Genomic DNA, 13,319 nt, shown 5'->3' on the forward strand with positions numbered 1-13,319 from the left:
GTTCAACTCCTGTTTTCTGTTGGATTGGATGAACTTTGCCAACGCTCGATTGCGTGGCGGATATGTTGCGGCGCAGTGATGGCCTGATGGGTTTGGAGACTGGTGAAGACCAGCACTTTCTGCGCCGTCACGCGCAGCTGTCCCTCAGGGCCTGTGCAATCCACATCGAGCGTCAGCGAACGATTGCCCAGCTTGGCAACCGACAGGCCCAGACTCACGGTTTCACCCATGCGGGTGATGGCACGAAAGTCGCACTCCAGATGCACGATGGGCAGGCCCACCTTGTCCTTGTGCAGCATGTCCGCATAGCTCAGGCCCAGCGCTTGGTTGAACCAGTCTTCGACCAGCCCGTTGAACAGCACCAGATACTGGGGAAAGAAGATAATGCCCGCCGGATCGCAGTGCGCAAAACGAATCGGCACCTGCGTCACAAAGCGTTTTGAAGCCATTGCCACTTCATTCATACCCAAACAATTCCTTCGGCAAAATCTGCCTGCAGCGCTTTTCAATCAGTCGCATGCAGCTTTTAAAAACATAGCAATCAAGTTTGATGCAGGCGAAAGCGCTGCAACTTGCCCGTGGCCGTGCGCGGCAGCTGATCGACGAACTGTACGGCCCGTGGATATTTGTAGGGAGCGACCTGGCTCTTCACAAAATCCTGCAGCTCCATGACCATGGCATCGCTGGCCACATGGCCGGCACGCAGCACCACAAAAGCCTTGACGATCTGGCCTCGCTCGCTGTCGGCCACGCCAATCACCGCGCATTCAGCCACAGAACCGTGCTGCATCAGGGCCTCTTCGACTTCGGGTGCAGCGATGTTGTATCCGGCCGAGATGATCATGTCGTCGGTGCGTGCCTGATAAACGAAATAGCCGTCGACATCCATCAGATAGGCATCGCCCGTCAGATTCCAGCCCCGGCTCACATACTTGGTCTGACGGCTGTCGTTGAGATAGCGGCACCCCGTTGGACCCTGCACGGCCAGTCTGCCCACGGTGCCGGGCGGTACCTCGAGCCCCGCATCATCCACCACCTTGGCCCGATAGCCGGGCACGGCCTTGCCGGTGGCACCGGGACGGGCCTCCTCTTCGCGGTGCGAGATGAAGATGTGCAGCATCTCGGTAGAACCGATGCCGTCAATGATTTCAATACCGGTCGCCTCCTTCCACAGCGCGCGTGTGGAGGCGGTCAAGGCCTCGCCCGCCGACACGCATTTGCGCAGCCGGGTGCGGCGGATACGTTCGCCCTGCTGGGCCATCACACGATAGGACGTGGGCGCAGTGAACACCACACTGGCACCAAATCGCTCAATGCCATCAACCAATTGGACGGGGCCGGCTTTCTCCAGCAAGGCCATGCTGGCCCCGATGGACATAGGGAACAGCACCTGCCCCCCCAACCCGAAAGTGAATGCCAGCGGAGGACTGCCTATGAACACATCGTCGGCATTGGCACGCAGCGTATGCACGGGCCAGCAGGCGCAGACCGCCATCACATCACGATGAAAATGCATGGTGGCCTTGGGCACGCCCGTGGTGCCCGAGGTGAAGCCCAGCAGACAGGTATCGGTCGCTGCAGTTTCCACGGCCTGGAAGTCATCGCCCGCCCGCTCCATCAGGCGCTCCAGTGCATCGGCTTCCACACTGTTGAAATAGCGCACGGCCTTGAGCGTGCTGGTTTTTTCCTGCGCACCCTGCACCTCGGTGCGCAGTGCCGCATCGCACAGCGCATGGCTGATCTGCGCTATGTCGATGATGGTGGACAGCTCCTTGGCCCGCAGCAGCGGCATGGCGGCCACGGCAATGCCCCCGGCCTTGATGACGCCAAACCAGCAGGCCACCATCATGGGATTGTTGGGTGCGCACAGCAACACACGGTTGCCCGGCTGCAGTCCCAGCTCCTGCGTCAGCACATTGGCGATGCGATTGGCCTTGAGCTGCAGATCCGCATAGCTCCAGCGCAGGCCTTCGGCCTGAATGCACAAGCGGTCGCCGCGCCCCTCGCTCACATGTCTATCCAGCAGCTCCACAGCACAGTTCAGGCGCTCGGGGAACCGCAGCTCGGGCAGCTCGAAAATGAACTCGGGCTGCTGTTCGGGCGGTGGCAGGTTGTCGGCAGCAAAGGTATCGATATGCGCGGTGTACGACATGATTCCGATCTTTCAGGCAAAAACAGGATCAAACGCTTGATACAAAATCGCCATCAGCTATGACTTTTGATAAGGTCACGCCCAATGATGAGCTGCTGCACCTCGGTCGCGCCTTCGTAGATGCGCAGGGCGCGAATCTCCCGGTAAAGGCGCTCCACAGGCTGCTCGCTGACCACACCCAGGCCGCCCCAGATCTGCACGGCGGCATCGATCACCTGCTGGGCGTTTTCCGTCGCCGTCATCTTGGCCATGGCGGCTTCCCTTGTCACGTTCTCGCCCTGGTCACGCAACCAGGCTGCGCGATAGGTCAGCAGCGCCGCACTGTCGATCTGCGTGGCCATCTGCGCCAGCTTGGCCTGGGTGAGCTGAAAATCAGCCAGCACGCCGCCGAACATCTTGCGGCTGGTCGCGCGCTGCAATGCCTCATCCATGGCACGACGCGCAAAGCCCAACGATGCGGCGGCCACCGAGGTGCGGAACACATCGAGCGTGCGCATCGCCACCTTGAAGCCCTCGCCGGCCGCGCCCACGAGCTGGGCGGCAGGCACGCGGCAGTTCGAAAACTTCAAACGCGCCAGCGGGTGTGGCGCGATGACGTTGATACGCTCGGCAATCTCAAAGCCCGGGGTGCCGGCCTCCACGATCAGTGCCGACAGACCACGCGAACCCGCAGCCTCGCCGGTACGCACAAAAACGACATAGAAGTCGGCAATCCCCCCCGTTGGAAATCCAGGTCTTCTCGCCGTTGATGACATAGTGATCACCTTCCAGCCTGGCCTCGCAGGCCATGGCCGCCACGTCCGAGCCGGCGTCGGGCTCGGACAGCGCAAAGGCCGAGATCGCATCGCCCCTGGCCACCAGGCTCAGATAGCGTTTTTTCTGCTCCTCGCTGCCCGCCAGAGAAATCGCCCCCGAACCCAGACCCTGCATGGCAAACGCAAAGTCGGCCAGCCCGCTATGACGCGCCAGAGTCTCCCGGATCAGGCAGATGGCTCTTGTATCAATATGCTCTCCCGCACCGCCATAGGCCGTACCCGCAACCGCATGACGCAGCCAGCCGGCCTCGCCCAGGGCCTTGACCAGTTGCCGGCATTCGGCATCCACATCGGCGCCATGGGAATGCGCAATGTTCTGCCTGGCCCAGGCATCCAGCGACTGGGCCAGACGAGCGTGATGGGCTTCAAAAAAAAGGCCACTTCAGATAGCTGGTGTCTGCCATATCAGTTTCCTTGAAAGACTGGCTTTTGCTTGGCCACGAACGCGTGATAGGCACGCGAGAAATCCTCGGTCAGCATGCACAGGGCCTGGGCCTGGGCTTCGGCTTCGATGGCCTGCTCTATGGTCATGGCCCATTCCTGGTGCAGCATGGTCTTGGTAATGCCGTTGGCAAAGCTGGGACCGGCAGCCAGATCGGCGGCCAGCTTCTGCGCCTCGGCCAGCACACTCTCAGGTTCGCTCAGACGGTTGAAGAAGCCCCAGCGTTCACCCTCCTCTCCGCCCAGGCTGCGCCCCGTATAGAGCAACTCACTCGCACGGCCCTGGCCAATGATGCGCGGCAGCATGGCGCAGGCCCCCATGTCGCAGCCCGCCAGCCCCACGCGGTTGAACAGGAATGCGGTCTTGCTGCGCGCAGTGCCCAGGCGCATGTCCGAGGCCATGGCCATGATGGCCCCTGCCCCCGCACATACGCCATCGATTGCCGCAATGATGGGCTGGGGGCAGGCTCGCATGGTCTTGACCAGTTCGCCCGTCATGCGGGTGAACATCAGCAACTCGGGAGCCTTGAGCGCGACCAGCGGACCGATGATTTCATGCACATCACCGCCCGAGCAGAAGTTGCCGCCCGCGCCGACCAGCACCACGGCCTTTACATCCTGCGCCCACTTGAGCTGGTGAAACAGGTCACGCAGCTCGGCATAGGAATCAAACGTCAGCGGATTCTTGCGCTCCGGGCGATTGAGGGTGATGGTGGCCACACCATCTGTCACCTGCCACTGGAAATGCGTAGCCTTATAGCCCGCCAGCAGCTTGTGATTGCCAGCTTGCAGCGCTGGATCGATTGCATATTCGCTCATGTCTGTCTCCAAAGATCCGGTTCACATGACTTCGCCACCAGCGACGGCTATGGCTTGCCCGGTAATACTTGATGCGCCTCGCCCACATAGCCACAGCACGGCGTCCGCCACCTCGTGCGGCTGTACCAGGCGGCCTTGAGGGTTGGATTTGACGAACTCGGCCATTGCCTGCTGCGGTGTGCGGCCGGTCTTGGCTACGACGCGGTCAATGCCGGTTTTGACAATCTCGGTTTCGGTATAGCCGGGGCAGACGGCGTTGACGGTGATCCCGGTCTTGGCGTACTCCAGCGCCAGAGCTCGTGTCAGACCCACCACTCCATGCTTGGCCGCCACATAGGCTGCGACATAGGCATAGCCCACCAAACCGGCCGTGCTGGCCACATTGACGATGCGCCCCCAGCCCGAAGCGGACATGGCCGGCAGCACTTGCTGGATGCAGTGCATGGTGCCGCTCAGATTGACGGCCAGCATCTGCTGCCAATGCGCGGCATCCATCTTCATGAATGGTGCACTGCCGGCCTGACCTGCGTTGTTGATCAGGATACTGATGGCACCTTGCGCAGCCACTGCCTTTTCAAACGCCGTTTTCACCTGTGACTCATCCGCCACATCGGCCAGTACCATCCGGCATTGACCGGGATGTTCTTCCACCAGTTTTTGCAGCGGCTCGGCGCGACGCCCCAGCACCGTGACGCGAGCGCCCTGCGCCAGCAACTGGCGTGCAATCGCCTCGCCAATGCCCTGGCCCGCGCCTGTCACCAGCGCATGTTGATCGTTCAGATCGCCTGTCATTGAGTTCTCCATCGCTCACGAAACTAGCGCGAACCGCCACACGAACACCAAGGAAGAGCCACCCCACGCCATGGGTGCCGCCCCCTCCCATAGCGCGCAGCGTGTGGAGAGAGGGGGGAAGGCGCGCAGCGGCTCAGGGGGTGCTTCATTTCAAGGCCTTTTCGCGCTCGAACAGGGCTTCCATCTGGCGCTTGCCTTGGAAGTATTGTTTGGGCCAGACGATAGGCGTGTAGCCTATCTTGGCGGCCTCGGTCAGCGTCCAGGCCGGATTGGCCAGATGCGGTCTGGCAATCGCACACAGATCGGCACGTCCTGCAGCAATGATGCTGTTGGCATGGTCGGCTTCGCTGATCGCGCCCACTGCCATGGTCGCAATACCGGCCTCTTGTCGAATGCGGTCTGCAAACGGGGTTTGATACATGCGGCCAAACACCGGCTTTTCGAGCTTGCTGACCTGCCCCGATGAGCAGTCGATCAGATCGGCACCTGCGGCCTTGAAGGCCTTGGCAATCTGTACCGCATCCTCGGGCGTGATGCCGCCCGGCACCCAGTCATGGGCAGAGATGCGCACGGACATGGGCTTGTCCTGCGGCCAAACGGCACGCATGGCCTTGAACACTTCCAGCGGGTAGCGCAAGCGGTTTTCCAGGCTGCCGCCATATTCATCACTGCGCTGATTGGTCAGCGGCGAGATAAAGCCCGACAGCAGATAGCCGTGCGCACAATGCAGCTCCAGCCAGTCCACGCCGATGTCGGCCGCCATTTGCGCAGCATGCACAAACTGCTGCAGCACCTCATCCATGTCGGCGCGTGTCATGGCCCTGGAGATCTGGCTCACTCCCTGCAGATATTGCTGCTCCGACGCTGCCATGACGGGCCAGTTGCCCTGCTCCAGCGGCAGATCCGTACCTTCCCAGGCCAGCCGCGTCGAGGCCTTGGCACCCGCATGGCCGATCTGCATGGCGAACTTGGCATCGGTGTTGGTGTGAATCCAGTCGCTGATGCGTTTCCAGGCCTGCTTTTGCTCAGCGCTATAAGTACCTGGGCAGCCAGGCGTGATGCGCCCCTCGGGGCTGACACAGGCCATCTCGGCGAACACCAGACCGGCACCGCCAAGCGCACGCGCACCCAGGTGAACGAGGTGAAACTCACCAGGCACGCCATCAACCGCAGAGTACTGCGCCATGGGAGAGACCACGATACGGTTCTTCAGCGTGATGCCGCGCAGGGTATAGGGCAGGAACATGGGCGGCGGCGCCTTGGCATCGACCGCAACACCGCTTCTTTCGGCCAGCCATTTCTCATAGCCGCCAAGCCACTGCGCATCACGCAGGCGCAGGTTTTCATGGCTGATGCGCTGGCTGCGCGTGAGCATGGAGTACATGAACTGCTCGGGCTCCAGCTGGTCGCAATAGCGCTGGCCGCAGACCTCGAACCACTCCATCGCATTCCAGGCCGCATTCTGAATGCGCAGCGTCTCAACGCGACGCGCTTCCTGATAGGCCGCCAGCACCTCGGGAATATGCGCAGCCGCATCACCCCGCAGCTTGAACTGGCGAGCCAGCTCGATCGCATCCTCAATCGCCAGCTTGGTTCCTGAGCCAATGGCGAAATGTGCCGTATGCACGGCATCGCCCATCAGCACCACATGGCTGCCCTTGCGGTTTTTCAACCACCACTGATCGCAGACCACGCGCTGAAAGTTGATCCAGGCCGAGCCGCGCAGATGGCGGGCATTGGTCATCAGTTTCTCGCCCTGAAGATTGTCCGCGAACAACTTTTCACAGAAGGCAATGGACTGCTCTTGATCGGCGGTGTCAAGACCGCTGGCTTTCCAGCATTCCTCCGTGGTCTCCACTATGAAGGTCGAGGTCTTGTCGTCGAACTTGTAGATATGCGCCTGAAACCAGCCATGCGGCGTGCGCACGAAATCAAAGGTGAATGCCTCGTAGACCTTGTTCGTCCCCAGCCAGATATAGCGATTGGGGCGGGTGACGATATCGGGCTTGAAGATGTCGGCGTACTTGCTGCGAATGCGCGAGTTCACGCCATCGCAGGCAATCACAAGGTCGGCATCCGGATAGTCCTCGTCGCTTTGCACGTCGGTCTCGAACACCAGGTTCACACCCAGCTGTTCGCATCGTGCTTGCAGGATATTGAGCAGATGCTTGCGGCCAATCCCCACAAAACCATGTCCTCCGGAGCGAATCTTGCGCCCTTTGAACAGCAACTCGATATCGTCCCAATGGTTGAAAGCCTGCTCGATCTGCGCGGCTGTCACCGGGTCCCAGTCGCGCATATTGTCCATGGTGGCATCGGAGAAAACCACGCCCCAGCCAAAGGTGTCGTAGGGCTTGTTGCGCTCCACCACCGTCACCTCATGCGCAGGGCTCATCTGCTTCATCAGCAAAGCGAAGTACAAGCCGGCGGGGCCACCACCTATGCAGACAATTTTCATGACAGTGATCCGTTCCTGGCTTTTGAAAAATTACTTTATATCTAAATTATTAATGCATGAAATTTTCACTAGAATCCGGCCAAACCCTGAACCCAAAGCACGCTAGTTTGCGCACCATGCCAACCATGGCCCAACACAATCCGGATTTCTCCATCGACATGCCCGAAGCCCCGGGACGCGAGGCTGGCCTGTCCCACTCCGACCATCAGGCCGTGCGCCTGTGGCTGCGCCTTCTGACCTGCAGCACACAGATTGAGCAAGTCATTCGCAGCCAGCTACGCACAGAGTTCGGCACGACCTTGCCTCGTTTTGACTACCTGGCACAACTCAGCCGCTTTCCCAAAGGTCTGCGCATGAAGACCCTGTCGGAATATCTGATGGTGACCGGCGGCAATGTGACCGGACTGACCGATCAACTGGTGGCCGAAGGCTGGGTGGAACGCGTGGCTGACGAGGAAGATCGCCGCTCCATGATCGTGCGCCTGACCCGCTCGGGCAAAAAGCAGTTCAAGGCCATGGCTGCTGCGCATGAGCTATGGCTTGAGCAGTTGCTGACTCCGCTGGGCAGCAAAAACGTCAGCGATCTGTATGAACAACTGGGCAAGCTCAGACAGGTGCTGAGCTCGCCAGAAAGTGCCTGAGTCCGAAAAAACACCGTTTTGTGACAATTTCATGGAGAATGCCCTGCACGCAGTCCTGCGTGACACAGGCTTGGGGGGCATGGTTCATGGATTTACTGCATCTGCGATATCGGCTCAAGTCCGGGTTCTACTATCTCTACGACATGCGTGATGCGCCCAACGCCATCACGGGAGAGCGGCCCTATCGTCTCAAGACCGAGCTGGTCGCCATCGCGTTTGACCGAATCACCGGTCGCGTGCACCAGCATGGTCACCCCACCCGCATTCACTCCTGGGCCATGGGCGCGCAACGCCGTCTGCGCATGGCAGGAGACTGGGAAGGCGCAAACCGGCTGGTCGTGGTCTCCGGCCCGCTGCCCGAAGAAGAAATCAACAAATGCCTGAGCGTGCAAGGCTATTGCCGCTGGATGCTGATGCGCCTGGCCAGCATGCCGCATGGCAAATTTGCAGCCCATCGTGCAGGCAGCCGCAGCAGCTGGCAAAGACGTGAATCCGGCCAGCAGCGTCGTGCGGCCTGACCTCCAGTCAAACTTCCTTCCAGCGCTTATTGGTCAAGCGCATAGCGCTATCAAATCAGGAATCAGCATCTTCAGCGGAGTTGTCATCCGCCTCGGCCACTTCGGGCATTTTCACAATCGTCACCGGCAGCCGACTGTGTCTGGCCACCTCGCGTGAGACCGAGCCGATCAGAATGCTGCCCAGGCCGCTCTGGCCCGTGGCACCGATGATGATCTGATCGCATTCATTGCTCTCGGCAATATCGATCAGGGTATTGGCCTCTTCGCCCAGGCTGATCTCCACTTCATAGGAGGCCCCTGCCTCCTTGAGAAGATCCTGTGCAGGCGCCACCAGATCCATGCCGGCTTCGATGCTGGCGTTGGCGATCAGATCTGAATCTGTGGTTGCAAGCTCCAGCAGCGTGGCCTCCTTCTGCACATGAGCTATTACAAAGTGAGCATCCAGTCCGCTCTGCAAAAGCTTGATGCCGTGGCGTACGGCCTCAAGTGCGACATCCGATCCATCCACCGCGATCATGATCTTGAGCATGGCAACCTCCTGTTCGTCTTGCGCACCAGTGTAGGCCCAGGCTGCAAAGACGGGTTGCGAATCTGGGGCAAGCACCGGCTATTGCAGCAGTGCTTGCGGGCATCTGGGAAAATAGCGGGCTATGCTGCAGTTTGACCTTCTCAAGACCGACCCGACCAGCCACGCGCGCCGTGGCACCTTGACGCTTAACCACGGCAAGGTCCAGACCCCCATCTTCATGCCCGTTGGCACCTATGGCACCGTCAAGGGCGTGATGCCGCGCAGCCTCGAAGAAATGGGCGCACAGATCATTCTGGGCAACACCTTCCATCTGTGGATGCGTCCAGGCCTGGACATCATGAAGTCCTTTGGCGGTCTGCACGACTTTGAGAAGTGGGACAAGCCCATACTGACTGACTCGGGGGGCTTCCAGGTCTGGTCGCTGGGTGCGATGCGCAAGATCACCGAAGAAGGCGTGCATTTCCAGAGTCCCGTGAACGGCGACAAGCTGTTCATGTCGCCCGAGGTCAGCATGCAGATCCAGACGATTCTGAATTCGGACATCGTCATGCAGCTCGACGAGTGCACGCCCTACGAAACCAACGGCAAGAAGACCACCGAAGCCGAAGCGCGCAAGTCCATGGAGATGAGCCGTCGCTGGGCCAAGCGCTCCAAGGAGGAATTCCAGCGCCTGGAAAACCCCAATGCCTTGTTCGGCATCGTGCAAGGCGGCATGTACACCAATCTGCGTGAGGAATCGCTGCAGGGTCTGCTGGAAATCGATTTCCCCGGCTATGCCGTGGGTGGCGTCTCCGTGGGTGAACCCAAGGACGAAATGCTGGAGATCATGGCCCACACGCCGCATCTGCTGCCCGCCAACAAGCCGCGCTATCTGATGGGCGTAGGAACACCCGAAGACCTGGTGCAAGGCGTGGCCGATGGCGTCGACATGTTTGACTGCGTGATGCCTACCCGCAATGCGCGCAACGGCACCATCTTCACGCGCTACGGCGATCTGAAGATCCGCAACGCTCGTCACAAGGTGGACCACCAGCCCATAGACACCACCTGCACCTGCCACGCGTGCGCGGGCAAGAGCGGCGTGAGCTGGGACGATGGCGGCCGCGAAGGCTTCAGCCGTGCCTATCTGCACCACCTGGACCGCTGCGGCGAGATGCTGGGCCCCATGCTCACCACCATCCACAATCTGCACTATTACCTGAACCTGATGCAGGAAATCCGCAACGCACTGGACGCAGGCACTTTTGCCGAGTTCCGCGCCCAATTCAAGGCCGACCGCGCACGCGGGGTCTGAGCCACCCATCATCTGCCGCAGCAGAACCTCGAAAAGCCAGAGCGAGTCTCTGGCTTTTTTCATTCGGCGGCTGACATCCGGTTTGTCTGGAGTCCGTCAAATGAAAAACATCGTCAATTGCGCGCTGCAAAACCGCTTTGGCAATCGTTTTTCTATATGTTTTTGTTAGAACCACAACATCTGACGGCAACAACAGGCATTTTTGGCGATTGATATCGAATTCGCAAAGAGCCACTGAAGAAAATTCCACGAAACGCTCGCGGCCCCTCTCCCATGACCGAAGCCTCCGCACCCAAGCCAACGCCGCTGCCGCAGACCGCTGCCCCCAGGACATGGGCAGCGGCGCTCGGGCTTGGGGGCCTGGTGTTGCTAGCCGCCTTGTTGGGCATACTGGGGCGCCCCATGGGATTTCTCTCGGCGATCTGGCCCGCAAACGCGCTGCTGCTGGGCCTTTTGCTGCACCGCCCTGACTGGCTGCGCCCGAGCTCGGTGCTGGCGGTTTCGGCAGCCTATATCGCAGCCGATCTGCTCACGGGCAGCCGGCTCGATGTGGCGATCCTGCTGAGCATCGCCAATATGGCCGGTGTGGGCGCGGCCTGGGCGCTGATGCACAGGCAGCGCCATGCCACTTTGTTCATGCAACGCCAGTCCTCCGCCCTGCTGCTGTTTGTGGGCAGCGGTCTGGGCGCACTGACGGCCGCGCTGCTGGGAGCTCCGGTGCTGAGCGCCGTTTTCGGGACGCCGCACTGGCAGGCCTTTTCCATGTGGCTGAGCAGCGAATGGCTGAACTACATGATGTTTTTGCCCATTGTTCTGGCCTGGCCGACACGCAAGCAGCCAGTTGGGCATCTGGGCGAGCCCTCCCCCATGCGCCGCGTCCTGCCTTTGCTGTCTGTCATTGCGCTGGAGGCCATCAGCTACTGGATCAAAGGTCCCGGCTCGCTGGCGTTCTCGCTGCCGGCTCTCATATGGTGCGCGCTGAGCTATCGCATCTTCAGTCTGACGCTGATCACGGCAACACTTTGCCTGAGCAGCATCATCTTCATTTCGCTGGGCACGCTTGAATTCACACCCGCTCATTTTCTCGAAACGCTGTCATTTCGCATGGGGCTATGCATGCTGGTGCTGGGCCCGCTGGCGGTGGCCGGATCGCATATGGCGCGCAACGAGCTGATGCAAAAGCTCAGTCATGCCGTCAACCACGATTTTCTGACCGATATGCTGGCACGCGGTGCCTTCATGAAGCAGGGGCAAAGAATACTGGAGCGTTGCCGCCAGGATGGCCAGCCCTTTGCCATTCTGATGCTGGATCTCGACCATTTCAAACAGATCAACGACAGCTTCGGCCATGCGGGAGGCGACCAATTGCTGCGCAGCTTCAGCCAGACCCTGAGTCAGGTGCTGCGCGCTCAGGACATCGTGGGCCGCATGGGAGGCGAGGAATTCGCCGTGGCCCTGCCCAAGGTGGACGCAACCGCTGCGCAGGAGATCGCCAAGCGCATCAACCGCGCCATCCGGGAGCTGCGCGTGCCCATGAATGACAAGACGATGAGTGCCACAGTCAGCATTGGCCTGGTCCATACCGCAAGCCTGCAAGCGCATCAAAGCCTGGACATGCTGCTGCAGCAGGCAGATCAGGCTTTGTATGAAGCCAAGGCCGCCGGGCGCGATCGCGTCAGTTCACAGCTTTGCTGAGCGCGACACGCCGATAGTCCGCCCCAAGGTCATCCGGGCTCGTCGGACCCGGATGCAAGCGGTGCTGCAACCGCCGCATCGGGACGCGGCAGCATCTTGCCGGCCGCAGTGCCGCAGCTATGACAAAAGCGTGAGAACGCGCTCTTGCGGGTATTGCAGCTGCCGCAATGGTCAAACAGACCGATACCGCAATGGGGGCAGAAGTCGATCTCGGTGTTCTTGAGATCCACCGGGCGCTCGCAGCCCGGGCACACATTCTTGGACAGGCGCTCCAGCGCCACGTCATAGCTCAGTTCTTCACGGCGCTGCTCTTCGGGCAGAGACTCCTGCAGCTTCTGTTTTTCCAGATAGCGGTTGAGCGCCAGAATGGCATAGCGCCCCAGCAATACTGTCACCAAAATGCCGACGATATAGCGCACATAGCCGCCGTAGTCGGGCAGATAAGGTACCAACTCGACAAAGAAGGCGAACAGCGCAAAAAAGATAAAGCCCCAGACAAATGGCCACCAGGTGCTCTTGCGCTTCTTGGCGAACAACCAGCCCGCCACGCCCAGCAGGGGCAAAGTGATGGCCAGGCGGAACAGAAACACGCGCAGCTCGCTGGCTCGCATGGCGGCTTCGTACTGAGGATAGGCCTGCTCGCGCAGATTGCTCATCTCGGCCTCGGCGTTGGAGACTGCCTGATTGGCCTCCAGATGGGTCTGGGCCTCTTTCTCGCGCTCCTGGCGGGCCTTGTCCTCAGCCTGCTTGAGCTCGTCCAGCGCCTTGCTGCGTACGACCAGCTCTGCATCCTGCTCGGGGCGCTCTGTCGCACGGCGGGTCGCCACCCAGTTGTCAAAGGTGTCGCGCGCCGACTGGTAGCGCGCACGCTCGGCGTCGAACTTGAGCTGGGCCCTGTCCAGGGCCTTCTGGGTCACGCCGGCCATCTTCCGGGCCTGGTCGATTTCGGCCTGCACACGCTGTGCATCAGCCTCAGGAATAAAAGACTCGATCTCCAGCGAGCGATCGGGCTGCGGCAGGTTGCCCACCACCAGCCCACCCAGACCGATCAGGAAGAAGGCAAACACCAACGCGACCAGCCAGAGGCCGCGGCGAAACCATTTCTCGGGCAAACGCAGAGACTTGCTCATTTTCAATTACTCCAAAAACGTAGCGCCATGCGCAT

At 60.5% G+C, this 13,319-nt stretch carries 11 protein-coding genes and 1 pseudogene; 4 read left to right on the forward strand and 8 right to left on the reverse strand.

The window, feature by feature from the left end:
• Nucleotides 1-2 precede the first annotated feature (2 nt).
• The 6 genes and pseudogenes from V8Z78_RS18600 to V8Z78_RS18625 form a co-directional block, all read right to left on the reverse strand.
• Nucleotides 3-464 carry an acyl-CoA thioesterase gene (locus V8Z78_RS18600; protein ID WP_003065610.1) on the reverse strand — a complete coding sequence of 154 codons (462 nt, stop codon included), beginning with the start codon at nt 462-464 and terminating at the stop codon, nt 3-5.
• A gap of 77 nt (nt 465-541) precedes the next feature.
• On the reverse strand, nt 542-2,152 hold the full coding sequence (locus V8Z78_RS18605; RefSeq protein WP_003065612.1) for a benzoate-CoA ligase family protein: 1,611 nt from the start codon (nt 2,150-2,152) through the stop codon (nt 542-544).
• A gap of 53 nt (nt 2,153-2,205) precedes the next feature.
• Nucleotides 2,206-3,371, reverse strand: a pseudogene (locus V8Z78_RS18610) (acyl-CoA dehydrogenase family protein).
• Nucleotide 3,372: 1 nt separating this feature from the next.
• Nucleotides 3,373-4,227, reverse strand: a complete 855-nt coding sequence (locus V8Z78_RS18615; protein ID WP_034377981.1) for an enoyl-CoA hydratase family protein — start codon at nt 4,225-4,227, stop codon at nt 3,373-3,375.
• A 21-nt stretch (nt 4,228-4,248) separates the two neighbouring features.
• The gene (locus V8Z78_RS18620; protein WP_046461445.1) at nt 4,249-5,019 is read right to left on the reverse strand and encodes an SDR family NAD(P)-dependent oxidoreductase; all 771 of its coding nucleotides are present in this window, start codon (nt 5,017-5,019) and stop codon (nt 4,249-4,251) included.
• A 145-nt stretch (nt 5,020-5,164) separates the two neighbouring features.
• Nucleotides 5,165-7,477: a bifunctional salicylyl-CoA 5-hydroxylase/oxidoreductase gene (locus V8Z78_RS18625; RefSeq protein ID WP_003065620.1), complete on the reverse strand. Its 2,313-nt coding sequence runs from the start codon at nt 7,475-7,477 to the stop codon at nt 5,165-5,167.
• Between the two features lie 116 nt (nt 7,478-7,593).
• On the opposite strand from V8Z78_RS18625, the gene V8Z78_RS18630 reads away from it, so the two are divergent.
• Both V8Z78_RS18630 and V8Z78_RS18635 read left to right on the forward strand, forming a co-directional pair.
• Nucleotides 7,594-8,118 carry a MarR family transcriptional regulator gene (locus tag V8Z78_RS18630; RefSeq protein ID WP_409338882.1) on the forward strand — a complete coding sequence of 175 codons (525 nt, stop codon included), beginning with the start codon at nt 7,594-7,596 and terminating at the stop codon, nt 8,116-8,118.
• Between the two features lie 38 nt (nt 8,119-8,156).
• Nucleotides 8,157-8,636: a hypothetical protein gene (locus V8Z78_RS18635; RefSeq protein WP_050788965.1), complete on the forward strand. Its 480-nt coding sequence runs from the start codon at nt 8,157-8,159 to the stop codon at nt 8,634-8,636.
• A gap of 55 nt (nt 8,637-8,691) precedes the next feature.
• Here V8Z78_RS18635 and V8Z78_RS18640 read toward each other — a convergent pair whose 3' ends face one another.
• Nucleotides 8,692-9,165, reverse strand: a complete 474-nt coding sequence (locus tag V8Z78_RS18640) for a universal stress protein (protein ID WP_012836812.1) — start codon at nt 9,163-9,165, stop codon at nt 8,692-8,694.
• A 121-nt stretch (nt 9,166-9,286) separates the two neighbouring features.
• Between V8Z78_RS18640 and tgt the strand changes: the two genes are divergently transcribed.
• Both tgt and V8Z78_RS18650 read left to right on the forward strand, forming a co-directional pair.
• Nucleotides 9,287-10,459: a tRNA guanosine(34) transglycosylase Tgt gene (tgt, locus tag V8Z78_RS18645; RefSeq protein WP_003065625.1), complete on the forward strand. Its 1,173-nt coding sequence runs from the start codon at nt 9,287-9,289 to the stop codon at nt 10,457-10,459.
• Nucleotides 10,460-10,732: 273 nt separating this feature from the next.
• Nucleotides 10,733-12,154 (forward strand): GGDEF domain-containing protein, encoded by a 1,422-nt coding sequence (locus V8Z78_RS18650; protein WP_314353089.1) that lies wholly within the window; start codon nt 10,733-10,735, stop codon nt 12,152-12,154.
• A gap of 29 nt (nt 12,155-12,183) precedes the next feature.
• Here the strand turns inward: V8Z78_RS18650 and V8Z78_RS18655 are convergent, their stop codons facing one another.
• Entirely contained in the window at nt 12,184-13,284 is a 1,101-nt protein-coding gene (locus V8Z78_RS18655) for a serine endopeptidase (protein WP_314353088.1), read from the reverse strand.
• Nucleotides 13,285-13,319 lie beyond the last annotated feature (35 nt).

The organism is Comamonas sp. wu1-DMT (assembly GCF_040187805.1).
GTDB classification, from domain to species: domain Bacteria; phylum Pseudomonadota; class Gammaproteobacteria; order Burkholderiales; family Burkholderiaceae_C; genus Comamonas; species Comamonas thiooxydans.